This window comes from Cupriavidus sp. 86D6 (assembly GCF_057815095.1).
On sequence record NZ_JBYPSB010000002.1, the window covers coordinates 489,912 to 514,602 of the forward strand.

At 67.0% G+C, this 24,691-nt stretch carries 25 protein-coding genes; 8 read left to right on the top strand and 17 right to left on the bottom strand.

Annotated elements, in window-relative coordinates; genetic code table 11:
* Positions 1-9: 9 nt before the first annotated feature.
* The 8 genes from rng to AC3G88_RS07330 form a co-directional block, all read right to left on the bottom strand.
* A complete protein-coding gene (gene rng, locus AC3G88_RS07295) occupies positions 10-1,467 on the bottom strand; it encodes a ribonuclease G (protein WP_153947648.1) in 1,458 nt (485 codons plus the stop codon).
* Positions 1,468-1,573: 106 nt separating this feature from the next.
* Positions 1,574-2,176 (bottom strand): Maf family protein, encoded by a 603-nt coding sequence (locus AC3G88_RS07300; protein WP_488771138.1) that lies wholly within the window; start codon positions 2,174-2,176, stop codon positions 1,574-1,576.
* 123 nt (positions 2,177-2,299) lie between these two features.
* Positions 2,300-2,779 carry a 23S rRNA (pseudouridine(1915)-N(3))-methyltransferase RlmH gene (gene rlmH, locus AC3G88_RS07305; RefSeq protein ID WP_153947490.1) on the bottom strand — a complete coding sequence of 160 codons (480 nt, stop codon included), beginning with the start codon at positions 2,777-2,779 and terminating at the stop codon, positions 2,300-2,302.
* Between the two features lie 47 nt (positions 2,780-2,826).
* The gene (gene rsfS / locus AC3G88_RS07310; protein WP_488771140.1) at positions 2,827-3,618 is read right to left on the bottom strand and encodes a ribosome silencing factor; all 792 of its coding nucleotides are present in this window, start codon (positions 3,616-3,618) and stop codon (positions 2,827-2,829) included.
* A 20-nt stretch (positions 3,619-3,638) separates the two neighbouring features.
* Positions 3,639-4,373, bottom strand: a complete 735-nt coding sequence (locus AC3G88_RS07315) for a nicotinate-nucleotide adenylyltransferase (RefSeq protein WP_400392166.1) — start codon at positions 4,371-4,373, stop codon at positions 3,639-3,641.
* A gap of 5 nt (positions 4,374-4,378) precedes the next feature.
* Positions 4,379-5,290 carry an oxygen-dependent coproporphyrinogen oxidase gene (gene hemF / locus AC3G88_RS07320; RefSeq protein WP_488771143.1) on the bottom strand — a complete coding sequence of 304 codons (912 nt, stop codon included), beginning with the start codon at positions 5,288-5,290 and terminating at the stop codon, positions 4,379-4,381.
* A 146-nt stretch (positions 5,291-5,436) separates the two neighbouring features.
* On the bottom strand, positions 5,437-6,705 hold the full coding sequence (gene purD, locus AC3G88_RS07325; protein ID WP_488771145.1) for a phosphoribosylamine--glycine ligase: 1,269 nt from the start codon (positions 6,703-6,705) through the stop codon (positions 5,437-5,439).
* Between the two features lie 85 nt (positions 6,706-6,790).
* Complete coding sequence (locus AC3G88_RS07330) at positions 6,791-7,516, bottom strand: YebC/PmpR family DNA-binding transcriptional regulator (protein ID WP_092594768.1); 726 nt, start codon at positions 7,514-7,516, stop codon at positions 6,791-6,793.
* A 279-nt stretch (positions 7,517-7,795) separates the two neighbouring features.
* Here AC3G88_RS07330 and AC3G88_RS07335 point away from each other — a divergent pair, with 279 nt between their 5' ends.
* Entirely contained in the window at positions 7,796-9,334 is a 1,539-nt protein-coding gene (locus AC3G88_RS07335) for a helicase HerA-like C-terminal domain-containing protein (protein ID WP_488771147.1), read from the top strand.
* Between the two features lie 50 nt (positions 9,335-9,384).
* Here AC3G88_RS07335 and AC3G88_RS07340 read toward each other — a convergent pair whose 3' ends face one another.
* From AC3G88_RS07340 to AC3G88_RS07350, 3 genes are all read right to left on the bottom strand, one after another.
* Positions 9,385-9,555, bottom strand: a complete 171-nt coding sequence (locus tag AC3G88_RS07340; protein WP_092594764.1) for a DUF3149 domain-containing protein — start codon at positions 9,553-9,555, stop codon at positions 9,385-9,387.
* A gap of 124 nt (positions 9,556-9,679) precedes the next feature.
* Entirely contained in the window at positions 9,680-10,330 is a 651-nt protein-coding gene (gene upp / locus AC3G88_RS07345; protein WP_153947501.1) for a uracil phosphoribosyltransferase, read from the bottom strand.
* 101 nt (positions 10,331-10,431) lie between these two features.
* Complete coding sequence (locus AC3G88_RS07350) at positions 10,432-11,448, bottom strand: Bug family tripartite tricarboxylate transporter substrate binding protein (protein ID WP_488771150.1); 1,017 nt, start codon at positions 11,446-11,448, stop codon at positions 10,432-10,434.
* Positions 11,449-11,711: 263 nt separating this feature from the next.
* Here AC3G88_RS07350 and AC3G88_RS07355 point away from each other — a divergent pair, with 263 nt between their 5' ends.
* Genes AC3G88_RS07355 through AC3G88_RS07365 form a run of 3 tightly spaced genes read left to right on the top strand, consistent with a single transcriptional unit; the run spans position 11,712 to position 13,852 of the window.
* On the top strand, positions 11,712-12,599 hold the full coding sequence (locus AC3G88_RS07355) for a DMT family transporter (protein ID WP_249640954.1): 888 nt from the start codon (positions 11,712-11,714) through the stop codon (positions 12,597-12,599).
* A 45-nt stretch (positions 12,600-12,644) separates the two neighbouring features.
* Complete coding sequence (locus tag AC3G88_RS07360; RefSeq protein ID WP_488771152.1) at positions 12,645-13,433, top strand: SDR family oxidoreductase; 789 nt, start codon at positions 12,645-12,647, stop codon at positions 13,431-13,433.
* Positions 13,433-13,852 (top strand): methylglyoxal synthase, encoded by a 420-nt coding sequence (locus AC3G88_RS07365; protein WP_488771154.1) that lies wholly within the window; start codon positions 13,433-13,435, stop codon positions 13,850-13,852. Before AC3G88_RS07360 ends, AC3G88_RS07365 begins: the two co-directional genes overlap by 1 nt.
* Positions 13,853-13,942: 90 nt before the next feature.
* Here AC3G88_RS07365 and AC3G88_RS07370 read toward each other — a convergent pair whose 3' ends face one another.
* The 6 genes from AC3G88_RS07370 to AC3G88_RS07395 form a co-directional block, all read right to left on the bottom strand.
* Positions 13,943-14,236, bottom strand: coding sequence for a YkvA family protein (locus AC3G88_RS07370; RefSeq protein ID WP_153947508.1), 294 nt, complete (start codon positions 14,234-14,236; stop codon positions 13,943-13,945).
* Positions 14,237-14,373: 137 nt separating this feature from the next.
* Positions 14,374-15,516 carry a BMP family ABC transporter substrate-binding protein gene (locus AC3G88_RS07375; RefSeq protein ID WP_153947509.1) on the bottom strand — a complete coding sequence of 381 codons (1,143 nt, stop codon included), beginning with the start codon at positions 15,514-15,516 and terminating at the stop codon, positions 14,374-14,376.
* 92 nt (positions 15,517-15,608) lie between these two features.
* Positions 15,609-16,529 carry an ABC transporter permease gene (locus tag AC3G88_RS07380; RefSeq protein ID WP_488771155.1) on the bottom strand — a complete coding sequence of 307 codons (921 nt, stop codon included), beginning with the start codon at positions 16,527-16,529 and terminating at the stop codon, positions 15,609-15,611.
* A gap of 18 nt (positions 16,530-16,547) precedes the next feature.
* Positions 16,548-17,642 carry an ABC transporter permease gene (locus AC3G88_RS07385; protein WP_488771156.1) on the bottom strand — a complete coding sequence of 365 codons (1,095 nt, stop codon included), beginning with the start codon at positions 17,640-17,642 and terminating at the stop codon, positions 16,548-16,550.
* Positions 17,635-19,203, bottom strand: a complete 1,569-nt coding sequence (locus AC3G88_RS07390; protein ID WP_488771157.1) for an ABC transporter ATP-binding protein — start codon at positions 19,201-19,203, stop codon at positions 17,635-17,637. The genes AC3G88_RS07385 and AC3G88_RS07390 overlap by 8 nt, the downstream gene beginning before the upstream one ends.
* A 301-nt stretch (positions 19,204-19,504) precedes the next feature.
* Positions 19,505-20,413 (bottom strand): pirin family protein, encoded by a 909-nt coding sequence (locus AC3G88_RS07395; RefSeq protein ID WP_488771158.1) that lies wholly within the window; start codon positions 20,411-20,413, stop codon positions 19,505-19,507.
* A 673-nt stretch (positions 20,414-21,086) separates the two neighbouring features.
* Between AC3G88_RS07395 and AC3G88_RS07400 the strand changes: the two genes are divergently transcribed.
* From AC3G88_RS07400 to AC3G88_RS07415, 4 genes are read left to right on the top strand one after another with little or no spacing between them, the layout of a single operon-like run.
* A complete protein-coding gene (locus tag AC3G88_RS07400; protein ID WP_400393768.1) occupies positions 21,087-21,803 on the top strand; it encodes an ABC transporter permease in 717 nt (238 codons plus the stop codon).
* Positions 21,804-21,811: 8 nt separating this feature from the next.
* Entirely contained in the window at positions 21,812-22,753 is a 942-nt protein-coding gene (locus tag AC3G88_RS07405) for a glycine betaine ABC transporter substrate-binding protein (protein WP_488771160.1), read from the top strand.
* Positions 22,754-22,763: 10 nt separating this feature from the next.
* Positions 22,764-23,414 carry an ABC transporter permease gene (locus tag AC3G88_RS07410; RefSeq protein WP_153947516.1) on the top strand — a complete coding sequence of 217 codons (651 nt, stop codon included), beginning with the start codon at positions 22,764-22,766 and terminating at the stop codon, positions 23,412-23,414.
* Positions 23,411-24,631: an osmoprotectant ABC transporter ATP-binding protein OsmV gene (locus tag AC3G88_RS07415; RefSeq protein WP_488771161.1), complete on the top strand. Its 1,221-nt coding sequence runs from the start codon at positions 23,411-23,413 to the stop codon at positions 24,629-24,631. Before AC3G88_RS07410 ends, AC3G88_RS07415 begins: the two co-directional genes overlap by 4 nt.
* Positions 24,632-24,691 lie beyond the last annotated feature (60 nt).

Below are 24,691 nucleotides of genomic sequence, written 5' to 3' on the forward strand. Positions count from 1 at the left end.
GGCTGTGCCTTACATCAGGATGATGTCGTACTGTTCCTGGTGGAACGTCGATTCCACCTGCAGCGAAATCGGCTTGCCGATGAAGTCGCCCAGCATGGCCATGTGCTGGCTTTCCTCTTCGAGGAACAGGTCGATCACTTCCTGCGAGGCCAGGATGCGGAATTCGCGCGGGTTGAACTGGCGCGATTCGCGCATGATCTCGCGCAGCACGTCGTAGCAGACCGTCCGCGCGGTCTTGACCTGGCCCTTGCCGGTGCAGACCGGGCATTGCTCGCACAGCACATGCGCCAGCGATTCGCGCGTGCGCTTGCGCGTCATCTCCACCAGGCCCAGCTGCGAGAAGCCGTTCACCGTGATGCGCGTGCGGTCGCGCGACAGCGCGCGCTTGAGCTCCGAGAGCACCGCGTCGCGATGCTCCACGTTCTCCATGTCGATGAAGTCGATGATGATGATGCCGCCCAGGTTGCGCAGGCGCAGCTGGCGCGCGATGGTGTGCGCCGCTTCGAGGTTGGTCTTGAAGATCGTGTCGTCGAAGTTGCGCGCGCCGACGTAGCCGCCGGTATTGACGTCGATCGTCGTCATCGCCTCGGTCTGGTCGATCATCAGGTAGCCGCCGGACTTCAGGTCCACCCGGCGCGACAGCGCCTTCTCGATCTCGGCGTCGATATTGAACAGGTCGAAGATCGGGCGCTCGCCGGTGTAGTGCGACAGGCGCGACAGCACCGCCGGCGTGTATTCCTGGGCAAACTCGACGAGCTTCACGAAATTCTCGCGCGAGTCCACCTGGATCACGCCCGTGGCGTCGTTGATGAAATCGCGCAGCACGCGCTGGGCCAGGTTCAGGTCCTGGTACAGCAGGCTCGGCGCCGGCTGCGTGGTGGCGTTCAGCCGGATCGACGCCCAGATCTTGCGCAGGTAGGCGATGTCGTTGCTCAGTTCCTCGTCGCTGGCTTCCTCGGCAATGGTCCGCACGATGAAGCCGCCGCGCTCGTCGCCCGGCACCAGGCCCTGCACGCGTGAGCGCAGCGCCTCGCGGTCGATTTCGCCTTCGATGCGCTGCGAGATGCCGATATGCGGGTCCTGCGGCAGGTACACCAGCGTGCGGCCCGCGATGCTGACCTGCGTGGACAGCCGCGCGCCCTTGGTGCCGATCGGGTCCTTGATCACCTGCACCATCAGCGCCTGGCCTTCGAACAGCGTCTTCTCGATGGCCAGGTGGCCGTTCTTCTCGCCGTCGCGCGGATGCCAGATGTCGGCCACGTGCAGGAACGCCGCGCGCTCCAGGCCCACATCGATGAATGCCGACTGCATGCCCGGCAGCACGCGCACGACCTTGCCCAGATAGATGTTGCCGACCAGCCCGCGCGTGAGCGTGCGTTCGACGTGCAGTTCCTGCACGGCCGCCTGCTGCACGATGGCCACACGGGTCTCTTGCGGCGTGATATTGACGAGGATGTCTTCGGTCATAGCCATGGATGCCGTCGCCGGTCTGCCGGCGCTTGTTGTTGTCGCCCGGGGAGACCGGGCATCTGACCCCTGCATGCCCTGGCCGGATGCGGCGGAGGGGGCGAGGTCAGAAGCGCAGACCCGCCTCGCGCAACAGCGCCGCCGTCTCGAACAAGGGCAGGCCCATGATACCCGAATAGCTCCCGTCGATACGCTCGACGAACTCGGCTGCGCGCCCCTGGATGCCATAGGCGCCGGCCTTCCCGAGCGGCTCGCCACTGGCCACGTAGCGGTCGATCTCGGCGGCGCCCATGGCGCGGAATGTGACGTGCGAGATCGACAGCGCATGGCGCGGGCCCAGCGCCGACACCACGGTCACTGCCGTCAGCACGCGGTGCGTGGTGCCGGACAGCGTGGCCAGCATGCGCGCGGCATCGGCGGCGTCAATCGGCTTGCCGAGGATGTCGCCACCCCGGCAGACGGTGGTATCGGAGGTCAGGATCGGCGCATCGGGCAGGCCGCGCCGCACGCGGCGCTGCAGTGCGGCATCGGCCTTGAGCGCGCAGACCCGCTGTACGTAGGCGTCGGGCGATTCACCGGGCAGTATGGCTTCGAGCGCCTCGGCGTCTTCGCCGGCATCGGCCAGCAGCAGTTCGTACTGGACGCCAAGCTGGGTCAGCAGTTCGCGGCGGCGGGGAGATTGGGAAGCAAGATAGAGGATGGAGGTCACGGAAATCGGCCAGCAGTTGTTGGCGACGATTGTACCGGCTCGGCATCGGCTTCCGCGGCCCGTGTGGGCCTGGTTCCCCTCTCCCGCAAGCGGGAGAGGGGAGCGAACCAGGGGGGGATTGGATCAGGCGCGGTGGTACGGGTGGTTCTGCGTGACCGACCAGGCGCGGTATAGCTGTTCGGCCAGCAGCACGCGCACCATGCCGTGCGGCAGGGTCAGGCTGGACAGGCGCACCAGCGTCTGGGCGCGCGCCTTGAGCGCGGGATCGAGCCCGTCGGCACCGCCGATCAGGAAGGCGACGTCGCCGCCTTCGCGCTGCCACCCGGTCAACTGCTCGGCCAGCTGCACGGTGGTCCAGTCCTTGCCGCGCTCGTCAAGCGCGACGATCCGCAACTGCTTCGACAGCGAACCCAGCACGGCCTCGATGCGCGCCGCTTCACGCTGCATCACCGTGGCGGCGTTGTTGCTGGACGACCGCGCTTCGGGCTTGACCTCGCGAAGCTCGATGCGCAGCTCGGGCGGCATCCGCTTGGTGTACTCGGCAAAGCCGGATTCGATCCACGCGGGCATCTTGTGGCCAACCGCCACGATCACGAGTTGCATGTGCGATGCCCGGTGGAAATACCTTCAGGACAGCGGGCCGACTGCGCTCAGGCCGAGCGCGTGGCGCGCTTGCGCGGCGCGGCGGTCTTCGCGGCTGCGGTCTTGGTGGCGGCCGTCTTGCGTGCCGGGGCCTTGGTGGCCGTGCCGGTGGCGGTCTTGCGTGCCGGGGCCTTGGCGGCGGTGCCGGCGGCCGTCTTGCGGGCCGGCGTCTTCGCGGCCGTGCCGGCCGACGTCTTGCGCGCCGTGGTGGTCTTGCGCGCCGGCGCCTTGGCGGCCGTGCCGGTGCCGGTGCTGGTGGTCTTGCGGACCGGCTTGCGGATCGTGGCGATGGCGTCCGGATCGGTGTCCTCGTGGCCCATCGGCGGCGACGGCTCCTTCATGCCTTCGGGCAGGCGGGCCAGTGCCGGGCGCAGGTTCGACGCACGGCGCACGCGCGGGGCCGGTTCGGCGTCCTCGTCGTCCATCGGCTCGCTGGCCTTGGCCAGGCCCTTGGCAGCGGCCAGCTTCACGCGGACCGGCTTGTCGCCCCAGATTTCCTCGAGGTTGTAGTACTGGCGCAGTTGGGGCTGCAGGATATGCACCACGGCGTCGCCGCAGTCCACCAGCACCCATTCGCCGGTCTCCAGGCCTTCCACGGCCACGATATGGCCGCCGGCGTCCTTGACCGTTTCCCGTACCGATGCCGCCAGGGCCTTGGTCTGGCGGTTCGAATTGCCGCTGGCGATCACCACCCGGTCGAACAGTTCGGTCAGGTGAGTGGTGTCGAACACCTTGATGTCCTGCGCCTTCACATCCTCGAGCCCGTCGACGATCGCGCGCTGCAGTTTACGAATATCCATGGTGTCTTTCTTGTTCAGCTTCATTCGGGTAGGGGCGCGTCGGGCGAGGGGTGTCGGTACAACCCGTGACGCGCGATGTAGTGTGCCACGCCGGCCGGCAGTCGGTCATCCGTCTGGTCCGGCAACAGGCCTTCGGCCAGGTGCTCGCGCAGGCCGGTGGACGACAGGTCGACGGCCAGCGTCTGGTCGATCCACATATGTCCGGAGGGCGAGCATTGTATCAGGTGCGTGTCCGCCAGGCGTTCCTGCAGCGCGGCAAGCACCGGCCCGCCCAGTTCTTCCAGGTGAAAGCCCGGCCGCGTGGCGATGCACAGGTGCACCTGTTCGAACAGCGCCTCCCAGCCGTGCCAGGTGTGCAGCCGCAGCAACTGGTCGGCACCCATCAGCCACGCCATCGACGTATGCGGGCCGTATGCGTCGCGCAGGTGACGTACGGTGTCGATCGTGTAGCTCGGGCCGTCGCGGTCCACTTCCATGCGGCTGACACGTACCTTGGCGCGGCCCGGCACCAGCGATGCGGCCGCCAGTTCGGTCATGGCGAAGCGGTCGGCGGCCGGGGTCACATGGTCGCCCTTCTGCCACGAATGGCCGGTCGGGATCCAGACCAGTTCGTCCAGGTCCAGGTGGTCGATGCACAGTTGCGCCAGCGCGACATGGCCGCGGTGGGGCGGGTCGAAGGTGCCGCCGAGGATACCCAGGCGGTAGGGGCGCTGCGGGTCGTCGAGCCGGGCGGCGGCTTGGGGGGCTTCGGTCATCAGGTTCAGGCCCACGCGCGCGCCGGCAGGAAATCGGTATAGAGCGCCGCTTCCGGCGTGCCCGGCTGGGGCTGCCAGTCGTAGCGCCAGGTCACCTGCGGGGGCATCGACATCAGGATCGACTCGGCACGGCCGCCCGACTGCAGCCCGAACAGCGTGCCGCGATCGAACACCAGGTTGAATTCGACGTAGCGCCCGCGACGATAGGCCTGGAAGTCGCGCTCGCGTTCGCCATAGGGAGTGTCCTTGCGCGCGCGCAGGATCGGCAGGTAGGCGTCCAGGAAGGCATCGCCCACCGAGCGCATCATCGCAAAGCTCTGGTCGAAGCCCGGGGCGGAGACATCGTCAAAGAAGATACCGCCGATGCCGCGCGCCTCGCCGCGATGCCTGAGGAAGAAATATTCGTCGCACCACTGCTTGAAGCGCGGGTACAGGTCATCGCCAAACGGTGCCAGCGCCGCCTTGCACGTGCGGTGGAAGTGCGCGCAGTCGTCGGCGACGCCGTAGTAGGGCGTCAGGTCCATGCCGCCGCCAAACCACCAGACCGGCTCGGCACCGGGCTTCACGGCGATGAAGCAGCGCACGTTCATATGCACGGTAGGCACATGCGGGTTGCGCGGATGGAATACCAGCGACACCCCCAGGGCCTCGAAGCTGCGCCCCGCCAGTTCGGGCCGGTTGGCGCTGGCCGATGGCGGCAGCGTGTCGCCGCGCACGTGCGAAAAGCCCACGCCGGCCCGTTCCATGACCGCACCGCCCTCCAGGATGCGCGTGCGGCCGCTTCCGCGCAGGCGTTCGGTGGGGGGCTTCTCCCAGCTGTCGGTCAGGAACGCCTGGCCGTCGATGGCGGCAACGGCGTCGGTGATGCGGTCTTGCAGGCCGAGCAGATAGTCACGGACTGCCTGGGAATCGATCATGATGGGCGGGTGAGGGTGGCCGGTGGCAAAGACGGCCGGGCGGGGCCGGCCGTCATCGCGGTGTCACGATTGTACCGGCTGGATTCGCCCCACGGGGTCCGGGGCGAATCCGGGAAAAACCGGCCTGACGACGGCTGTGGGCGCGGTCAGCGCTTGATGGCGCGGTAGCCGATGTCGGTCCGGAACTGCATGCCGTCGAAGTGGATCTGCTCCACGGCGGCGTAGGCGTTCTTCTGCGCGGCCCTGACCGTGTCGGCCAGGCCCACCACGCACAGCACGCGGCCGCCGGACGTGCGCAGCGTGCCGTCCTGCAGCGTGGTGCCCGCGTGGAACGTCACGGCGTCGTCGGTTTCGGCCGGGATGCCGGTGATGACGTCACCCTTGCGGGGGTTTTCCGGGTAGTCGTAGGCGGCAATGACCACGCCCAGCGCGGTGCGGCGGTCCCAGTCCAGCTCGATCTGGTCCAGCTTGCCATCCACGGCGGCTTCCATCACGTCGACCAGGTCGGTCTTCAGGCGCGCCATGATCGGCTGCGTTTCCGGATCGCCCATGCGGCAGTTGAATTCCAGCGTCTTCGGGTTGCCGTCCTTGTCGATCATCAGGCCGGCGTAGAGGAAGCCCGTGAACGGGATGCCGTCCTTTTCCATGCCGCGCACGGTCGGCAGGATGATCTCGCGCAGCGCGCGGGCGTGCAGGGCCGGCGTCACCACCGGGGCCGGCGAATAGGCGCCCATGCCGCCCGTATTGGGGCCGGCGTCGGCGTCCAGCAGCCGCTTGTGGTCCTGGCTGGTGGCCAGGGCCAGCACGTTCTTGCCGTCCACCATCACGATGAAGCTGGCTTCCTCGCCTTCCAGGAATTCCTCGATCACCACGCGGGCGCCGGCATCGCCAAGCTTGTTGTCGGCCAGCATCATGTCCACGGCGCCGTGCGCTTCTTCCAGCGTCATCGCCACCACCACGCCCTTGCCCGCGGCCAGGCCATCGGCCTTGATCACGATCGGCGCGCCCTGCGCGTCGATATAGGCGTGGGCGCCGGCGGCGTCCGAGAACGTCTTGTAGAAGGCGGTCGGGATGCCGTGGCGATGCATGAACGCCTTGGCGAAGTCCTTCGACGATTCCAGCTGCGCGGCAGCCTTGGTCGGCCCGAAGATGCGCAGGCCGCGGGCGCGGAACACATCGACGATACCGGCGGCCAGCGGGGCCTCGGGGCCCACCACGGTGAAGGCCACGCCTTCACGCTCCACAAAGGCGGCCAGCACTTCGGGATCGGTCAGCGGCACGTTCTGCAGGCGCTTGTCGAGCGCCGTGCCGCCGTTGCCCGGCGCCACGTAGACGACCTGCACCTTGGGCGACTGGGCCAATTTCCAGGCCAGTGCGTGCTCACGCCCACCGGAACCGACAACCAAAACTTTCATGATCCACTGCCAGAAAAGAAACGCATGCGAAAAGCGGCAGCTGGACCGGGATCCGGGCTGCCGCCGTGGGGCGCGGCGTGAGGGCTTATTCCTCGATCACCGCGTTGGTGAAGACTTCCTGTACGTCGTCCAGGTTTTCCAGCGCGTCCAGCAGCTTCTGCATCTTGACGGCGTCGTCGCCGGTAAAGCTGACCTCGTTCTGCGGCTTCATCACCACGTCGGCCAGTTCGGCCTTGAAGCCGGCCGCTTCCAGGGCAGCCTTGACCGCGCCGAAATCGTTGGGCGGGCAGGTGACTTCGATCGAGCCGTCGTCGTTGGTCACCACGTCGTCGGCGCCGGCTTCGAGCGCGGCGTCCATCAGCTTGTCCTCGGGCGTTTCCGGCGCGAACAGGAACTGGCCGCAGTGCGTGAACATGAACGCCACCGAACCCTCGGTGCCCATGTTGCCGCCGTGCTTCGAGAACGCGTGGCGCACTTCGGCCACGGTACGGGTGCGGTTGTCGGTCAGGCAGTCGACGATGATGGCGGCGCCGGCCAGGCCGTAGCCCTCGTAGCGGATTTCTTCGTAGTTGGCGCCTTCCAGGCCACCCACGCCACGCTGGATCGCCCGCTGGATGTTGTCCTTGGGCATGTTGGCGTCCATGGCCTTTTCCATGGCCAGGCGCAGGCGCGGGTTCGAATCGATGTCACCGCCGCCGAGCTTGGCGGCCACGGTGATTTCCTTGATCAGGCGTGTCCAGATCTTGCCGCGCTTGGCGTCAGCGGCAGCTTTCTTGTGTTTGATGTTGGCCCATTTGGAATGACCGGCCATGTTTCTCTCCGAAGCGGAAAACGTGTCGTGTGGTGTGGGAACCCGGCGGCATTGCGCCGGCGGGGCCGGGCCGGATGGGTCTCTGGGACGAATCCTGACGATCCGGCGGCCACGCCATGTGATTGATGTGCCAATCTGCTGGCTATAATCAGCGCAGGATTTTATCACGCGCCCCTGCCGCCGCAGTGCCATGTATGGGTTGTTTGCCCTGCCCGTACCCGTTCCCTATCCGCAGCGCACCTGTTTCCTGCCCCGACCGCCGACCGACGAGACCCCGCCATGGCCGATCCCATCCTTATCGCCAAGAACGCCGACCACGAAATGGTGCTGCTGCCTGAAATGGGCAACCGGCACGGCCTGATCACCGGCGCCACCGGCACCGGCAAGACCGTCACGCTGCAGACCCTGGCGCAGGGCTTCTCGCGGCTGGGCGTGCCGGTGTTCATGGCCGACGTCAAAGGTGACCTGACCGGCATTTCCCAGCCGGGCCAGCCATCGGACAAGCTGAAGGCCCGCCTGGCGGAACACGGCCTGCCCGAGCCGGTGTGGGGCGGATGCCCGACCACGCTGTGGGACGTGTTCGGCGAAAAAGGCCATCCGGTGCGCGCCACGGTGTCGCACATGGGCCCGCTGCTGCTGTCGCGCATGCTGGAACTCAACGACACCCAGCAGGGCGTGCTGAACCTGGTGTTCCGCATTGCCGATGCCGGCGGCCTGCTGCTGCTCGATGCCAAGGACCTGCGCGCGATGCTGCAGTACGTGGGCGACAACGCCAGCCAGTTCACCACCGAGTACGGCAATATCTCGTCGGCGTCGATCGGCGCCATCCAGCGTGGCCTGGTGGCGCTGGAATCGCAGGGCGCCGACAGGTTCTTCGGCGAACCGATGCTGAACCTGGACGACTTTATCCAGACCGAGAAGGGCCAGGGCGTCGTCAATATCCTGGCGGCCGACAAGCTGATGAACGCGCCGCGCCTCTATGCCACCTTCCTGCTCTGGATGCTATCGGAATTGTTCGAAAAGCTGCCCGAGGCCGGCGATCTCGACAAGCCCAAGCTCGTGTTCTTCTTCGACGAGGCGCATCTGCTGTTCAACGACGCCCCCAAGGCGCTGCTCGACAAGATCGAGCAGGTGGTGCGGCTGGTGCGGTCCAAGGGCGTGGGGGTGTATTTCGTGACGCAGAATCCCGTGGATATCCCCGACACCGTGCTGGGCCAGCTGGGCAACCGCGTACAGCACGCGCTGCGCGCCTTCACGCCGCGCGACCAGAAGGCGGTCAAGGTGGCGGCCACGACCATGCGGGCCAATCCGAAGCTGGATCTGGAACAGGTGATCGGCGAGCTGGGCGTGGGCGAGGCGCTGGTGTCGTGCCTCGATGCCAAGGGCACGCCGGGCGTGACCGAGCGCGCCTGGGTGCTGGCGCCGGGCAGCCGGATCGGTCCGGTCAACGACGACGAACGCAAGGCGCTGATCGCCAGTTCGCTGGTGGCCGGCACGTACGAGCAGACCATCGACCGCGAATCGGCCTACGAAAAACTGCGTGGCGCCGTGGCGCAGGCCTCCAACGGCACGCCGGCCGATGCGAAGGTTCCCCCGAAGCCTGGCGCCCAGCCGGGCGGCGCCCCGGCACAGGAAGAGGGCGGCTGGGTCGGTGAAGTCTGGGGCTCGCTCACGCGCGGCACGGGCAAGACCGGGCGTGGCGATTCGATCCTGGAGTCGGTGGCCAAGTCGGCGGCCCGTACGGTGGGGTCGCAGGTCGGGCGCGAACTGATTCGCGGTGTGCTGGGCAGCCTGCTGGGCGGCGGCAAGAAAAAGTAATCATCCGCCAGGGCCGCCATGTGGAAACGCCCGCATTGCGCGGGCGTCTTTTATTGCGGGCGACCCGATGATTCCGAGCCGCGCCTGGCCGCTTCCGCATCCTCGCGCGCCTTGCGGGCGAACAGGCAGGCATAGAAGGCGGCCATGCCGATGATGAATGCGATGACGGCCAGGCTGGCCAGGCCGGTCGCCGTGGAGGTGAGGATTTTCAGTGCTTCCATGGGGTGGCTCCTTGCTTGGAATATGCCGTAGACGGCATTCCAGTCTGGATCAGCCCGCCCCCATCAACATTGAGGCGCATCAAATGCCGCCGGCTCGGACAACGCCAGCCGGCGTCACAGGCACTCAGTTCTTGGTGCCGAACAGGCGGTCGCCCGCATCGCCGAGGCCCGGCACGATATAGGCGTGCGCGTCCAGATGGCTGTCCAGCGACGCAACGAACAGCTTCACGCCCGGATGCGCCTTCTGAAACACTTCGACGCCTTCCGGCGCGGCGACCAGCGCCACGAACGTGATGGCTTCGTCGGGGACGCCCCGGCGCTTGAGCACGTCCACCGCATGCGCGGCCGAGTAGCCGGTGGCCACCATCGGATCGCACAGGATGAACGAGCGGTCTTCCAGGTCCGGCAGGCGCACCAGATACTCCACCGGGCGGTGCTGTTCGTCGCGGTACACGCCGATGTGGCCGATCCGCGCCGACGGAATCAGCTCCACCAGGCCGTCGCTCATGCCCACGCCGGCGCGCAGCACCGGCACGATCGTCAGCTTCTTGCCGGCGATGACGGGGGCGTCCACTTCCACCAGCGGGGTCTCGATGCGGCGCGTGGTCAGCGGCAGGTTGCGCGTGATCTCGTAGCCCATCAGCAGCGTGATCTCGCGCAGCAGCTCGCGGAACGTGCGTGTCGACGTTTCCTTGTCGCGCATGTGCGACAGCTTGTGCTGGATCAGCGGGTGATCGAGGATGAAGAGGTTGGGGAAGCGGGGATCCTGTTTCATGGCGGGCTCGGCAAACGGTAGGGGCCCTCCCTGAGGCGAGAGGGCCCGATGCAGCGCGATTGTAATGGATGCGCGCCGGGCCGAGCGAGGCGGCTCGGCGGTCAGTCCACCGTGATGGCCGCCGATTTTGCGACCTTTCCGAACCGCTCGTACTCGGTTTGCGTCAGCGCCTGCAGCTCGGTGGCGCTCGATCCCTTCGGGTTGAAACCGGCCTGGGCCAGCTTGTCGCGCACGTCGGGACGGGCCAGGGCTTCGACGAAGGCGGCGTTCAGGGCCTGGGTCACCGGCGCGGGCAGGTTGGCCGGGCCATACACGCCAAACCACGGTTCCACGGCGTAGCCGGGGAGGCCGGCTTCGGCCAGCGTGGGCACGTTGGGCAGCGACGGCGAGCGCGTCTTGCCCGCCACGGCCAGCGCGCGCAGCTTGCCGGCCTGGATATGGGGCAGCGACGCGGGCAGGTTGTCGAACATCACCTGGATATGACCGCCCAGCATGTCGTTGATGGCCGGGCTGCTGCCCTTGTAAGGCACATGGACCAGCCCGGTCTGCGTCATCTGCGAGAACATCGCGCCGGCCAGGTGCATCGACGTGCCGGTGCCCGCCGTGGCATAGGTCAGGCCCGGATGCGCCTTGGCATAGGCGATCAGTTCCGGCACCGTCTTCACGGGCAGGTCGTTGTTCACTTCCAGCACGATGGTCGAGGTGCCCAGCAGGCTGATGGCCGTGAAATCGCGGCGCGGATCGAACGGTACGTGCTTGTAGATATGCGGGTTCAGCGCGTTGGTCGAAATGGCCCCAAAGCCGATCGTGTAGCCATCGGCAGGCGCCTTGGCCACGGCTTCCATGCCGATGTTGCCGCCCGCGCCGGGCCGGTTCTCGATGACCACGGGCTGCCCCAGCTTCTCGGCAACGCGCTGGCCGACGGTGCGCGCCACCAGGTCGGTGGTGCCGCCCGCCGCGTAGGGCACGACGAAGCGGATGGGTTTGCTCGGGAAGGCGTCGGCGGCCAGGGCACTGCCGGCGCCGGCCAGCATCGGCAGGACGGATGCGGCCAGTGCGGTACGAACGGTGGCGGACAGGAAAACGCGACGGCGCGCGGCAAGGCGATGGAGCGGCATGGCTCGGGAATCTCCGAAATGTTGTTATATGGCCAGTGCACGCACCATGACGGTGCGTGGCCCGGCGCGACCCATTGTATGGGAAAGCAGGCATTGCCGCCGGATGCCCCGGCGCCGGGCCGGCGCCCCGAGCACTGGCGGCTTTTGACATACAATCGGCGGGTTCCGCCGTGCCGCCTGCGTTGAGCGTGGGCGCGGCCCGGCGTCAAGATTCCAGCGTCCCCGTGCCTGCTTCCCAGAAGTCCCTCTCCCCGTCCGCCGAAGTGCCTGTCGCACAGCGCGTCGGACTTGCCACCGCGGCCGTCGGCGCCGTGCTGTTTTCCGCCAAGGCCATCGTGGCCAAGCTCATGTACCGCTACAGCGTGGATGCCGTGATGGTCATCACGCTGCGCATGCTCTTTGCGGTGCCGCTGTTCATGGCCATCGGGTGGTGGCAGGCACGCAAGCTGCCGGCGCTGTCATGGGCCGATCGCGGCCGGGTGGTGTTCCTCGGATTCATCGGCTATTACCTGTCGAGCTTTCTGGATTTCCTGGGCCTGCAGTACATCACGGCCGGGCTGGAGCGGCTGATCCTGTTCCTGACGCCGTCGTTCGTGCTGCTGGTCACGGCGCTGGTGTTCCGCCGCCATATTCATGCCCGCCAGTGGATTTCGCTGCTGCTGGCCTATGCCGGCATCGTGCTGGTGTTCGCGCACGACCTCGATGTCAGCGGCGGCCAGGTCTGGCTGGGCGGCGCGCTGGTGCTGGCCAGCGCGATGTCGTATGGTGTGTATCTGATTCTGAGCGGCGAACTGGTCAAGCGCGTGGGGTCGCTGCGGCTCGTGGCGTATGCGATGTGCGTCTCCACGCTGTGCTGCGTGATCCAGTACGTGGTGCTGGGCCGGCCGCTGGCCGAACTGGCGCAGCCGGCGCCCGTGCTGTGGCTGTCGGTCATCAACGCGGTATTTTGTACCGTGCTGCCGGTGTCGCTGACGATGATCGCGGTGTCGCGCATCGGGGCGCCGCTGGCATCGCAGGCCGGCATGATCGGCCCGGTGTCCACGCTGGCGCTGGCGTTCTGGCTGCTGGGCGAGCCGGTCACGGGCGTGCAGTTGGCCGGTAGCGCGCTGGTGCTGGGTGGTATGTATCTGCTGTCGAGCCGGAAGGCCTGAAACAAGTCATTCGAAGAGAACCAACCAAGGAAGGAGAGGGAAGCCATGGATTTTGGACTGCGCGGTAAGCATGCGCTGGTGTGCGGCGCCAGCAAGGGGCTTGGGCTGGCGTGTGCCGATGCGCTCGCGGCGGAAGGTGTCGATGTGGTGATCGTGGCCCGTGGCGCCGAGGCGCTGGAGAAGGCCGCCGCCGACCTGCGCGCCCGCCATGGCCGCCGCGTGATCGCGGTGGCCACCGACATCACCACGCCGGAAGGCCGCAAGCTGGCCCTGGACGCCGTGGCCAAGCTGGGCGACCTGGACATCCTGGTGAACAACGCCGGCGGCCCGCCGCCGGGCAACTTCCGCGACTGGGGCCGCGACGCGTGGATCGCCGCGCTGGACGCCAACATGCTGACGCCGATCGAACTGATCAAGTCGACCATCGACGGCATGATCGCGCGCCGCTGGGGCCGCATCGTCAACATCACCAGCGGTGCCGTGAAGGCGCCGATCGACGTGCTGGGCCTGTCCAATGGTGCCCGTTCGGGCCTGACCGGTTTCGTGGCCGGCCTGGCGCGCGAAGTGGCGCAGCATGGCGTGACCGTGAACAACCTGCTGCCGGGGCCGTTCGACACCGACCGCCTGAAGAAGACGATGGAAGGCGGCGCGCAGAAGGCCGGCATCAGCATCGAGGAAATGGCCAAGCGTCGCGCTGCCGCCAACCCGAGCCGCCGCTTCGGCGATCCGGCCGAGTTCGGCGCCACTTGCGCGTTCCTGTGCAGCAAGCAGGCCGCCTACATGACGGGCCAGAACGTGCTGCTGGACGGCGGCGCCTACCCGGGGACGTTCTGATGGGACCATCGGAAATCATGCCGGAGCCCCGGCCGCGTATCGCGCTGATTGCCCACGATCACAAGAAGGACGACATCGTGGCCTTTGCCGGCCGCCATCGCGACTTCCTGGCGCGGTGCGACCTGCTCGCCACCGGCACGACCGGCGGCCGTATCGCGGCCGAGGTCGGGCTGGAGGTCACCCGCATGTTGTCGGGCCCTTGGGGCGGCGACCTGCAGATCGGCGCGCAACTGGCCGAGGGGCGCGTCACGGCGGTGATTTTCCTGCGTGACCCGATGACCCCGCAGCCGCACGAACCGGACATCAACGCGCTGGTGCGTGCGTGCGACGTCCACAATGTGCCATGCGCCACCAATCTGGCCACGGCCGAGTTGCTGGTGGTGGAACTGGCGCGGCACTGCTTCGTGCCGAAGGCCTGATCGCCGGCCAGCCACGCGCCCATGAAAAAACCGCTGCTTTCCGCAGCGGTTTTTCTTTGGCTCTTTGGGTGACGCCGGGGGGCGCCAGCGTCAGCGCGGCCTGACCGTGGTGGCGGTGGCGCGCATCTCGGCCTGGCGCAGGATGTGCGGCGGCAGGCGCTTTAGAATCAGATGAACGGCCAGCGGAATGATGACCACGTCGTCCACGATGCCAAGGCCGGCAATCACGTCGGGGATCAGGTCGATGGGCGAGATCGCGTAGCACAGCAGGCCGAACGCGGCCGGCTTGAGCCACGGCGGCGCGTCGGGGTGGCGCAGGGCAAACCAGAACAGCCGGCCGTCGCGCCGTACCAGCGTCCACAGGGCTGACAGTCGCTTCCACATGATGGGCCTCCTTGGTCACACGTTCAGCAGGACATGAACGAGTAGCTTGGGCCGATCAGGGGGGATTCAAGTTCCTGAGGGTTTTCTCCCCTCTCCCGGCGGGCGGAAGAGGGGAGCCGGCTGGTGGGTTTGAAAGATCAGCCCGGCACGTTGCCTTCCACGCCTTCGACGTAGAACTTCACGTTGTGCAGGAAGGCGTCGTCGGCCACGGCGCCGCCGGCGACCTGTTCCTTGCCGGCGTTGTCCTTGATCGGACCCTTCCAGATCGGCGCGCTGCCGTCGACGATGCCCTTCTTGCGCTCCTCGACCAGCGCCTTGACGTCTTCCGGCACCGCGGCGTTGAAGCCCTTCAGGTCGATCATGCCTTCCTTGAGGCCCCACCAGATGGTGCTGTTCTTCCACTGGTTGTTGAGCACGTCGTCCACCACCTTGGTGTAGTAGACGCCCCAGGAGATCACCGATGCCGCCAGGTGCGCCTTCTCGCCGAACTTGCTCATGTCGCTGTCCCAGCCGAACGCGTACACGCCTTTTTCCTGCGCGGTCTGCACCACGGCGGCGGAGTCGGTGTTCTGCATCAGCATGTCCACGCCCTGGCCGATCAGCGTCGTGGCGGCTTCACGTTCCTTGCCCGGGTCGAACCACTTGTTGACCCACACCACCTTGACCGTGGCCTTCGGGTTCACCGAGCGCGCGCCCAGCGTGAACGAATCGATGTTGCGGATCACCTCGGGAATCGGCACCGATGCCACCACGCCCATCTTGCCGGTCTTGCTCATCTTGCCAGCCACCACGCCCGCCAGGTACGCGCCTTCATAGGTGCGCACGTCGTACTGGGCCAGGTTGTCGGCGGTCTTGAAGCCCGTGGCGTGCTCGAACTTCACGTCCGGGAATTCCTTGGCCACCTTCAGCATCGATTCCATGTAGCCGAACGTGGTGCCGAAGATCAGCTTGTTGCCCTGGCTGGCCAGGTCGCGGAACACGCGCTCGGCGTCGGCGGCGGACTCGGGCACGTTTTCCACGTACGTGGTCTTGACCTTGTCGCCGAACTTCGCTTCCACGGCCTTGCGGCCCGCGTCGTGGGCGTACGTCCAGCCGGCATCGCCCACCGGCCCGATGTAGACGAAGGCCACCTTCAGCGGTTCGCTGGCGGCAGCAGCGGGGGCGGATGCCGGCGCGGCGGTCCCGGCCGGCTTCTCGGCTTCCTTCTTGCCGCATCCGGCCAGGGCCAGCACGGCGGTGGCGGCCAGGGCAGCCAGCGTGGTCCTGCGTGTCACGATCATTCGATCTCTCCTAGTAAGACGTCTTCTGTGATGAGGTTGTACTTCGGATACTGCTGTTTTTTTAAGACTTCGGTGATGCGGTACAGGGGTGTTCAGGCGTTGCCCGGACGGAACGGCTTGCCCAGCGATGCGGGCATGTTCAGGCGAATCCAGGCCGGGTTGCGCGAGATCAGGGCCAGCACGACGATGGTGGCGGCGTACGGCAGCATCGACAGAAATTGCGACGGCACCGATACGCCGATGCCCTGCAGGTAGAACTGAAGGATGGTCACGCCGCCGAACAGCCAGGCGCCCACCAGCACGCGGCCCGGCCGCCACGTGGCGAACGTGGTCAGCGCCAGCGCGATCCAGCCACGGCCTGCCACGAGGTTTTCCACCCACATCGGCGTGTACACCAGCGACAGGTAGGCCCCGGCCAGCCCGCAGCAGGCACCGCCGAACAGCAGCGCGCCAAAGCGGATCCAGCGCACCGGATAGCCCAGCGCATTCGCCGATTCTGGCGATTCGCCGATGGCGCGCAGCGTCAGGCCGGCGCGCGTGCGGAACAGGAACCACATGATGGCAAAGCACAGCAGCAGGCTGACGTACACCATCCAGTGATGCTGGAAGAATGCCGGGCCGATGAACGGGATGTCGGCCAGCCCCGGGACGGCACTGGCCTTGGCCGGCATGGCGTAGCCCACGAACCGCTGTGCGATGAACGCGGACAAGCCGGTGCCGAAGATCGACAGCGCCAGGCCGGTGGCTACCTGGTTGGTGGCCAGCACCAGCGCCAGCCACGAAAACAGCGTGGCCATCAGCATGCCGGCACCAGCGCCGGCGACAAAGCCCAGCAGCGGGGATTGGGTCTGATACCCGACCATGAAGCCGAAGGCGGCGGCCACCAGCATCATGCCTTCGGCACCCAGGTTCAGCACGCCGGCGCGCTCGTTGACCAGCAGGCCCAGCGCGGCCAGCAGCAGCGGGGTGCCGGCGTTGATCGCGGTGGCGATCAGGGGAGCAAGTTGTTCCATTTTGTTGTCAGCTCCGGATCAGGCGGCACGCGCGCGCCAGCGCAGGTGGTTGTCGATCAGTGTGTCGCAGGCCAGCAGGAAGAACAGCAGCATGCCCTGGAAGACCCAGCCCAGCGCCGACGGCAGGCCCAGCCGGGACTGCGCCATTTCGCCGCCGATATAGAACAGCGACATCACGATGCCGCCGAACACGGCGCCCACCGGATGCAGCCGCCCCACGAAGGCCACGATGATCGCGGTAAAGCCATAGCCGGGCGAGATCGACGGCAGCAGCTGCCCGATCGGGCCGGTCACCTCGAACGCGCCGGCCAGGCCCGCGAAGGCGCCCGAGATCATCAACGCCGTCCACAGCGCGCTGCGCGACGAGAACCCGGCATAGCGAGCGGCCAGCGGCGCGGTGCCGCCCACCTGCAGGCGGTAGCCGGCAAAGCTGCGGAACACGAACACGGTCATGACGACCACCAGCACCAGCATCACGGCAAAGCCCATGTGCAGGCGCGAACCGGGCAGCAGGTTGGGCAGCAGGAACATCGACGAAAACACCTTCGACTGCGGGAAGTTCATGCCGTTGGGGTCCTTCAGCGGACCGTTGACCACCCACAGCAGCAACTGCTGGGCGATATAGGTCAGCATCAGCGACACCAGGATCTCGTTGGCATTGCAGCGGTCCTTGAGCAGCGCCGTCAGCGATGCCCACAACATGCCGCCGACGCAGCCGGCCAGCGCGGCCAGCACCAGCACCACCGGGCCGCTCCACGTGCTGCCGGGCGTATCGAACCAGAGCACCGTGGCGCCGGCCAGGATGCCCCCGGCAATCAGCTGGCCATCGGCGCCGATATTCCAGACGTTGGCGCGATAGCAGACCGAAAGCCCGAGCGCACACAGCACCAGCGGCACGGTCTTGAGCAGCACCTCGCCAATCGCGCGCGTGTCCTTGAGCGGATCGACCAGGAATACCTTGAGGCCCGCCACCGGGTCCTTGCCCAGCGCCACGAACAGCAGGGCGCCGAACAGCAGCGTCAGCACCAGCGCGAACACGGGCGAGGCATAGGCCATCGGGCGCGACGGCACGCCGCGCGGGGCCAGCACAACGGGAGATAGCACTTTAGCCATGGCTCGGCACCTCCACGTCGGCGTTGTCGCGCCGGCTGGCCGGCCCGCCTTCCCACAGCCCGCTCATCCACAGGCCCACCTGCTCGCGCGTGGCGATATCCACGGGGATCGACGGCGACAGCTGGCCCTTGGCGATCACGTGCAGGCGGTCGCAGATGGCGAACAGTTCGTCGAGTTCTTCGGATACCACCAGCACCGCGCACCCGGCGGCCTTCAGCGACAGGATCTCGTTGTGGATCTGCGCGGCCGCGCCGACATCCACACCCCACGTGGGCTGCGCCACGATCAGCACCTTCGGGCCGGCCTCGATCTCGCGGCCGACGATGAACTTCTGCAGATTGCCGCCCGACAGGCTGCGCGCCAGTGCCGCAGGCCCGCTGGCCTTGACGCGGAACCGGCTGATGATGCTGGCGGCCAGGCCTTCGGCTGCCCTGGGCGACACCATGCCGCCCTGCACGTAGGGCGGCGTCTGGTGCGACAGCCACACATTCGACGCCAGGCTCATGCCTGGCACCGCGCCACGGCCGAGCCGTTCCTCGGGCACGAACGCCAGCCCCGCACGGCGGCGGCCGCGGGCATCGAGCCGGCCCACGGGCTTGCCGTCCAGATCGATGGCTGCGCCGGCCGTGCGCGCATCCTCGCCGGACAGCGCAGCCAGCAGCTCCTGCTGGCCATTGCCCGATACCCCCGCGATGCCGACGATTTCGCCGGCGTGCACGTCCAGTGCAATGTGTTGCAGTTCCGTGGCGAACTGGTGGGCGCGCGGCATCGACAGGTTGCGCACCGACAGCTTCACCGCGCCGCGCTGGGTGGCCACACGCGCTTCGCGCGGCGGTTCGCCACCGATCATCAGCCGCGACAGCTCGGCCGCGCTTTGCTGGCGCGGGTCGCAATTGCCGGTCACCCGGCCCATGCGCATCACGGTGGCGTGGTGGCAGAGAGCTCGGATTTCGTCCAGTTTGTGGCTGATATAGAGGATGCTGGTGCCTTCGGACGCCAGCTGGCGCAGCGTGACAAACAGCGTTTCCACGGCCTGCGGCGTCAGCACCGAGGTGGGTTCGTCCAGGATCAGCAACTGCGGGTTGGCCAGCAGCGCGCGCACGATCTCCACGCGCTGGCGCTCGCCCACGGACAGGGTATGCACGTGGCGTTGCGGTTCCAGCGGCAGACCATACCGCTCGGCCGTGGCGCGGATGCGTTCCGATAGCTGCTTCATATTGCCGGCATCGGCGGGCGACAGGCCCAGTGCGATGTTCTCGGCCACGGTCAGCGTGTCGAACAGCGAAAAATGCTGGAACACCATGGCGATGCCCAGGTTGCGGGCGTCGTGGGGGCTGGCGATGGAAACCGGCGCCCCATTGAAGTGCATCTCGCCGGCGTCGGGACGTACCGCGCCAAAAATGATCTTCATCAAGGTGGACTTGCCGGCGCCGTTTTCGCCAAGGACGGCGTGGATCTCGCCGGGCGCGACCGTCAGGCTGACGTCGTCGTTGGCGGTCACGCCGGGATAACGCTTGGTGATATGCGCAAGCGCCAGCCTGGGGGGGGATTGTGATGTCACTGAGGCGGCTCGAATTGTTGTGGCAGCAACGTTCTGTTTTTAAGCACGTGACGACGGCTGTGCGTGGCGCAGCATCGCCGCGAGGCAGGTCGTCATCATCATGATTGCGTGATGCCCGGAATTTGGGGTGGATTATATAAGTGCGTGGGGGCTGGGCGGACCACTTTGGCCCTCCAGCCATGCCCCACAACGGGTACCGGGAGGTTGCAAGTCGCGTGCCGGCCACAGCCGCAAAGAAAAACCGCCGCGCTGCCGGCTAGGGAGGGCGGCGGTCAGGGTTGACCCGGATCAGTTGCGCGTGTCAGGCGGCGCTGGCGGGGATCGTCGCAAACCGGCCGTCTCGGAAATCGGCCAGGGTCTGGTAGATCTGGTCCTGCGTGTTCATCACGAACGGGCCGTACTGCGCGATGGGCTCGTTCAGCGGCTGGCCCGCGATCAGCAGGAAGCGGGTGTCCTCGTTCGCGGTGACCACCACGCCGTCGGACCCGCCCGCGTTGTCCAGCACGCCCATGCGCTGCGCTTCCACCACCGCGTCGCCGATCGTCACGGCGCCGCGATAGACGTAGACAAACGCGTTATGCCCGGCCGGCAGGGCCTGCGTGAACGACTGGCCAGCCGGCAGATGCACGTCCAGGTACAGCGGTTCGGTGACCGGACGCGTCACGGCACCGGCCACGCCATGCGAGGCACCGGCCAGCACGCGCACCGTGCCGCCCGACGGCAGTGCCACGGTTGGAATTGCCGCCGCCGGCATGTCGCGATACCAGGGCGTGGTCATCTTGTCCGCCGCCGGCAGGTTCAGCCACAGCTGGAAGCCTTCCATCCGGCCGTCTTCCTGCTCCGGCAATTCCGAGTGCACGACGCCGGAGCCGGCCACCATCCACTGCGCGCCGCCGTTTTCCAGCAGGCCTTCGTGGCCGGCGCTGTCGCGATGGCGCATGCGGCCGGCCAGCATATAGGTGATGGTCTCGAAGCCGCGGTGCGGGTGATCGGGGAAGCCGCCGATGTAGTCGTCCTTGTTGTCGGTGCCAAAGGCGTCGAGCATCAGGAACGGGTCGAGCCGGCGTTGCAGGTTCTGCGTCAGCACGCGGGTCAGCTTCACGCCGGCGCCGTCGGACGTGGCGATGCCGCGAACCACGCGATCCACGGCGCGCGAACGCTGCACGGTTTCCGTGGCGGTGGCCGGAACGGTGGCGATACGGGTGGTCATGTGAAATCTCCGGTTGGGACGGCCTGGAAACCCTGGCTTCCGGCCGTCGTGTCTACCCCCTCAATGTAAGGGTTTGGCCAGAAAGCGGTAGAGGGCCGACAGGCAACAGATTGTTCCGCTGATGGAACGGAGAGGCATCGATCGATCGCATGAATGCAACGAAGCTGGGTTCGGAAATTTCGCGCGAAACCCGGTTATTTCGGAGACGGAAACGGTGAAGATGACAGGATCGCAGAAGTTGTGTAGAATAGCGGTCTCTTTGTCATCCGTTGCCAAAAATTGCTGTGGTCGGGGCTGCACCCCGAACCCCGCAATCCGTTGTCTGGCAACGGCCGATTGACCGGCGGCGCCATACCGACACGACATCTGTCGGGCATCAATCGCCGCCACTGGCCAACCTTTCCGGGTTGCGCCGCTCCTGCGGGTTTGGGCTTCATGCCTGGACCCCATCAATCGGGTGTTTCGCCGGTCTCCAGGCCGGTGCCGCACCCAATAGTCCGTCCGCTGGCAATCGTGCCGGTCATGGCGGCAAGGCAATCTGAACCAGGGCCCCGGCGGGCACCCCATCGACATTTCCGCTGGCCCTTTTGTTTTCCGCATCCGGGATGTGGTGATTCATGCATTTGCATTGGCATTGGCATGGTTGGCCGCACCGGGGTTGGAGAGGGGAAATATGTCAAAACGAACCATCCGGGCGTTGGCCTGGGGGGGCGTCGTTGCCGTTGCGCTGGCCGGACTGGTCGCGTGGATCGGCGTTGACGTCATCCACCAGTACCAGGACCGCCTGTTCTACGACGTGGCCGACCATCTGCGCCTGGTGGCGATCTCGATGGCACTGGCCCTGCTGACCGGCGTGCCGGCCGGCATCGCGCTGAGCCGCCCGTGCATGCGCCGCTGGGCCGACCGGCTCATGCAGGTCTTCAACATCGGCAATACCGTGCCGTCGCTGGCGGTGCTGGCCCTGGCGCTGGCCGTGCTGGGCATCGGCGAGCGTCCGGCGATCCTGGCACTGTGGCTGGCCTCGCTGCTGCCGATCGTGCGCAACACCTACGAAGGGCTGCGCACCGTGTCGCCCGCCCTGAAGGAAGCCGCGCGGGGCATCGGCATGACGCCGTGCCAGCGCCTGGTGCGTGTGGAACTGCCCAACGCGCTGCCCGTGATCCTGGCCGGCGTGCGCATCAGCCTGGTGATAAATGTGGGCACCGTGCCGCTGTCGTTCCTGATCGGCGCGAACAGCCTGGGCGAACTGATTTTCCCGGGCATCTACCTGAACAACCAGCCGTTGCTGTTGCTGGGCGCCGCCGCTACCGCGTTGCTGGCCCTGGTGCTGGACGCGCTGTTCGCCGCCGCCGGCCAGATCTACCTGCGTCGCCGCGGTCTGGCGCAGTGAGGAATCGTATGAAATCCAAATCCGTGAATCGTCTGGTGGAAGGCCGCGTGTTCTGGCTGGCCGCCGCCATCGGCATCGCGCTGGCCGTGCTGCTGCTGACCACGGCCCCGGCGCGCGCGCAGGAAGGCGCGGGCCCGGTGCGGGTGGGCGGCAAGAACTTCACCGAGCAGCTGATCCTGTCGTCGATGACCACCCAGTACCTGAAGGCCAAGGGCATCGACACGACGCTGACCTCGGGGCTGGGCAGCACGCTGATGCGCCAGGCGCTGGAATCGGGCCAGCTCGACGTGGTGTGGGATTACACCGGCACCGCGCTGATCGTGTTCAACAAGGTCGAGGAAAAGCTCGACGGCCCGGAAAGCTACAAGCGCGTGAAGACGCTCGATGCCGCGAAGGGCCTGGTCTGGCTCGATGCCTCGCAGGTCAACAACACCTACGCATTCGCCATGCCGAAGGAGCGCGCCGGCGATATCCGCACGCTGTCGGCCTATGCCGCAAAAATGCGCGCCGAGGGCGAGAGCACGAAGCATCCGCTGGCCGTGGACATGGAATTCGCCGCGCGCCCCGACGGCCTGGAGCCGCTGAAGGCCGCGTACAAGCTGCCGTTCACGCGCAAGGACGTGATCCAGCTCGATCCGGGCCTGGTCTACACCGCGCTCAAGAACAACCAGGTGGACCTGGGACTGGTCTACACGACCGACGGCCGCGTGAAGGGCTTCGACCTCGTACTGCTGGAGGACGACCTGCATTACTTCCCGCCGTACAACGCGGTGCCCGTGGTGCGCCGCGCCGTGCTCGACGCGCATCCGCAACTGGGCGGGCTGCTCAACGCGCTGGCAGCAAAGCTCGACAACGCGGCGATGACCGACATGAACTACAAGGTCGACATCGACCAGCAACCCGTGGACAAGGTGGCAGGCGACTTCCTGCGCACCCACGGCCTGATCTGAGGAGCGCCGCATGGATCTGCTGACTTACCTTCACCATAGCTGGCCGACGCTGCTGCGGCTCACCGGCGAGCATCTCGCGCTGGTGGGCTCGGCGGTGGGCATGGCCATCGTCATCGGGGTGCCGCTGGGCATCCTGATCACCCGCCACCGTTTCCTGGCCACGCCGTTGCTGGCGCTGGCCACCGTGGTGCTGACGCTGCCGTCGATCGCGCTGTTCGGGCTGATGATCCCGATCTTCGCGCGCTTCGGCCACGCGCTGGGCTACGTGCCGGCCGTGACGGCGGTGTTCCTGTACTCGCTGCTGCCGATCATGCGCAACACGTACACCGCGCTGACCCATATCGATGACGGCATCCAGGAAGCGGGGCGCGGCATCGGCATGACCACGTGGCAGCGCATGCGCCTGGTGGACCTGCCGCTGGCCGTGCCCGTGATCCTGGGCGGCGTGCGCACGGCGGTGGTCATGAATATTGGCGTGGCCACCATTGCCGCCATCATCGGCGCCGGTGGCCTGGGCGTGCTGATCCTGCAGGCCATCAGCCAGAGCAACATGAGCAAGCTTGCCGTGGGCGCCGTTCTCGTGAGCCTGCTCGCCATCGTGGCCGACGTCGCGCTGCAAAGCCTGCAGCGTGCCCTGACACCGAAAGGAATCCGACAATGATCGAACTCGACAAACTCACCAAGGCCTTCCCGCAGAAGGACGGCACCGAAGTGCGCGCCGTCAACGAGGTCAGCATGACCGTGCCGCGCGGCGAGATCTGCGTGTTCCTGGGCCCGTCAGGCTGCGGCAAGACCACCACGCTGAAGATGATCAACCGGCTGATCCAGCCGACGTCGGGCACCGTGCGCATCGACGGCGAGGACACCACCGGCATCGACGGCGTCACGCTGCGCCGCAAGATCGGCTACGTGATCCAGCAGATCGGCCTGTTCCCGAACATGACCATCGAAGAGAACATCATGGTCGTGCCGCGCCTGCTGGGCTGGAACAAGAAGCAATGCCGCGAACGGGCGCGCGAGCTGATCCGCATGGTGCAGCTGGACCCGGACAAGATGCTCAAACGCTATCCGCGCGAGCTGTCCGGCGGGCAACAGCAGCGGATCGGCGTGATTCGCGCGCTGGCCGCCGATGCGCCCGTGCTGCTGATGGACGAGCCGTTCGGCGCGGTGGATCCGATCAACCGCGAGAGCATCCAGAACGAGTTCTTCCAGATGCAGCGCCAGCTGGGCAAGACCGTGATCATGGTGTCGCACGATATCGACGAGGCCATCAAGCTGGGTGACAAGGTGGCCGTGTTCCGCGCCGGCCGGCTGGTGCAGTTCGACCATCCCGACGCGCTGCTGGCCCATCCGGCCGACGACTTCGTGCAGGCCTTCGTGGGCCACGACAACACGCTCAAGCGCCTGCTGCTGGTGCGCGCCGGCGACGCGGCCACGCTGCCGCCAAGCTGCCGCCCCGACATGACGCTGGCCGAAGCGTTCGGTGTGATGGACGATGCCGACGTGCGCCACCTGCCCGTGGTGGACGACGCCCAGCGGGCGCTGGGCTACGTGACGCGCCGCGACGTGCGCAACGCGCTGGCCAAGGGCGGCCAGTGCGCGGACGTGATGCGCCCGTTCACCACCACGGCCGCATTCGACGAGCACCTGCGCATCGTGCTGTCTCGCATGTACCAGCACAACACGAGCTGGCTGCCGGTGATCGACGGGGACGGCGTCTACCTGGGCGAAGTCACGCAGGAATCGATTGCCGACTACCTGAGCTCGGGCCGCTCGCGCGGCACCGCGCCGGTGATCCAGCCGCCCGCCAGTTCGCCGGTGACGACGATCGGGCCGGCGCCGGTAGTGGCGCCGCAGAAGGATCGTGTTGCGGCTTGAACGGCTGGCAAGCGCATCCCCCGCGACACCATAAAAAACGGCCGCTCTGTGACGAGCGGC

Coding starts and splice junctions, on each gene's coding strand:
- rng (WP_153947648.1), bottom strand. CDS start 1,467: ATGACCGAAGACATCCTCGTCAATATCACGCCGCAAGAGACCCGTGTG.
- rlmH (WP_153947490.1), bottom strand. CDS start 2,779: ATGCAACTCGTGATCGTGGCGGTTGGCCACAAGATGCCCGCGTGGATC.
- rsfS (WP_488771140.1), bottom strand. CDS start 3,618: ATGGATATTCGTAAACTGCAGCGCGCGATCGTCGACGGGCTCGAGGAT.
- AC3G88_RS07315 (WP_400392166.1), bottom strand. CDS start 4,373: ATGACCGAAGCCCCCCAAGCCGCCGCCCGGCTCGACGACCCGCAGCGC.
- hemF (WP_488771143.1), bottom strand. CDS start 5,290: ATGATCGATTCCCAGGCAGTCCGTGACTATCTGCTCGGCCTGCAAGAC.
- purD (WP_488771145.1), bottom strand. CDS start 6,705: ATGAAAGTTTTGGTTGTCGGTTCCGGTGGGCGTGAGCACGCACTGGCC.
- AC3G88_RS07330 (WP_092594768.1), bottom strand. CDS start 7,516: ATGGCCGGTCATTCCAAATGGGCCAACATCAAACACAAGAAAGCTGCC.
- AC3G88_RS07335 (WP_488771147.1), top strand. CDS start 7,796: ATGGCCGATCCCATCCTTATCGCCAAGAACGCCGACCACGAAATGGTG.
- AC3G88_RS07340 (WP_092594764.1), bottom strand. CDS start 9,555: ATGGAAGCACTGAAAATCCTCACCTCCACGGCGACCGGCCTGGCCAGC.
- upp (WP_153947501.1), bottom strand. CDS start 10,330: ATGAAACAGGATCCCCGCTTCCCCAACCTCTTCATCCTCGATCACCCG.
- AC3G88_RS07350 (WP_488771150.1), bottom strand. CDS start 11,448: ATGCCGCTCCATCGCCTTGCCGCGCGCCGTCGCGTTTTCCTGTCCGCC.
- AC3G88_RS07360 (WP_488771152.1), top strand. CDS start 12,645: ATGGATTTTGGACTGCGCGGTAAGCATGCGCTGGTGTGCGGCGCCAGC.
- AC3G88_RS07365 (WP_488771154.1), top strand. CDS start 13,433: ATGGGACCATCGGAAATCATGCCGGAGCCCCGGCCGCGTATCGCGCTG.
- AC3G88_RS07370 (WP_153947508.1), bottom strand. CDS start 14,236: ATGTGGAAGCGACTGTCAGCCCTGTGGACGCTGGTACGGCGCGACGGC.
- AC3G88_RS07375 (WP_153947509.1), bottom strand. CDS start 15,516: ATGATCGTGACACGCAGGACCACGCTGGCTGCCCTGGCCGCCACCGCC.
- AC3G88_RS07380 (WP_488771155.1), bottom strand. CDS start 16,529: ATGGAACAACTTGCTCCCCTGATCGCCACCGCGATCAACGCCGGCACC.
- AC3G88_RS07385 (WP_488771156.1), bottom strand. CDS start 17,642: ATGGCTAAAGTGCTATCTCCCGTTGTGCTGGCCCCGCGCGGCGTGCCG.
- AC3G88_RS07395 (WP_488771158.1), bottom strand. CDS start 20,413: ATGACCACCCGTATCGCCACCGTTCCGGCCACCGCCACGGAAACCGTG.
- AC3G88_RS07400 (WP_400393768.1), top strand. CDS start 21,087: ATGTCAAAACGAACCATCCGGGCGTTGGCCTGGGGGGGCGTCGTTGCC.
- AC3G88_RS07405 (WP_488771160.1), top strand. CDS start 21,812: ATGAAATCCAAATCCGTGAATCGTCTGGTGGAAGGCCGCGTGTTCTGG.
- AC3G88_RS07410 (WP_153947516.1), top strand. CDS start 22,764: ATGGATCTGCTGACTTACCTTCACCATAGCTGGCCGACGCTGCTGCGG.
- AC3G88_RS07415 (WP_488771161.1), top strand. CDS start 23,411: ATGATCGAACTCGACAAACTCACCAAGGCCTTCCCGCAGAAGGACGGC.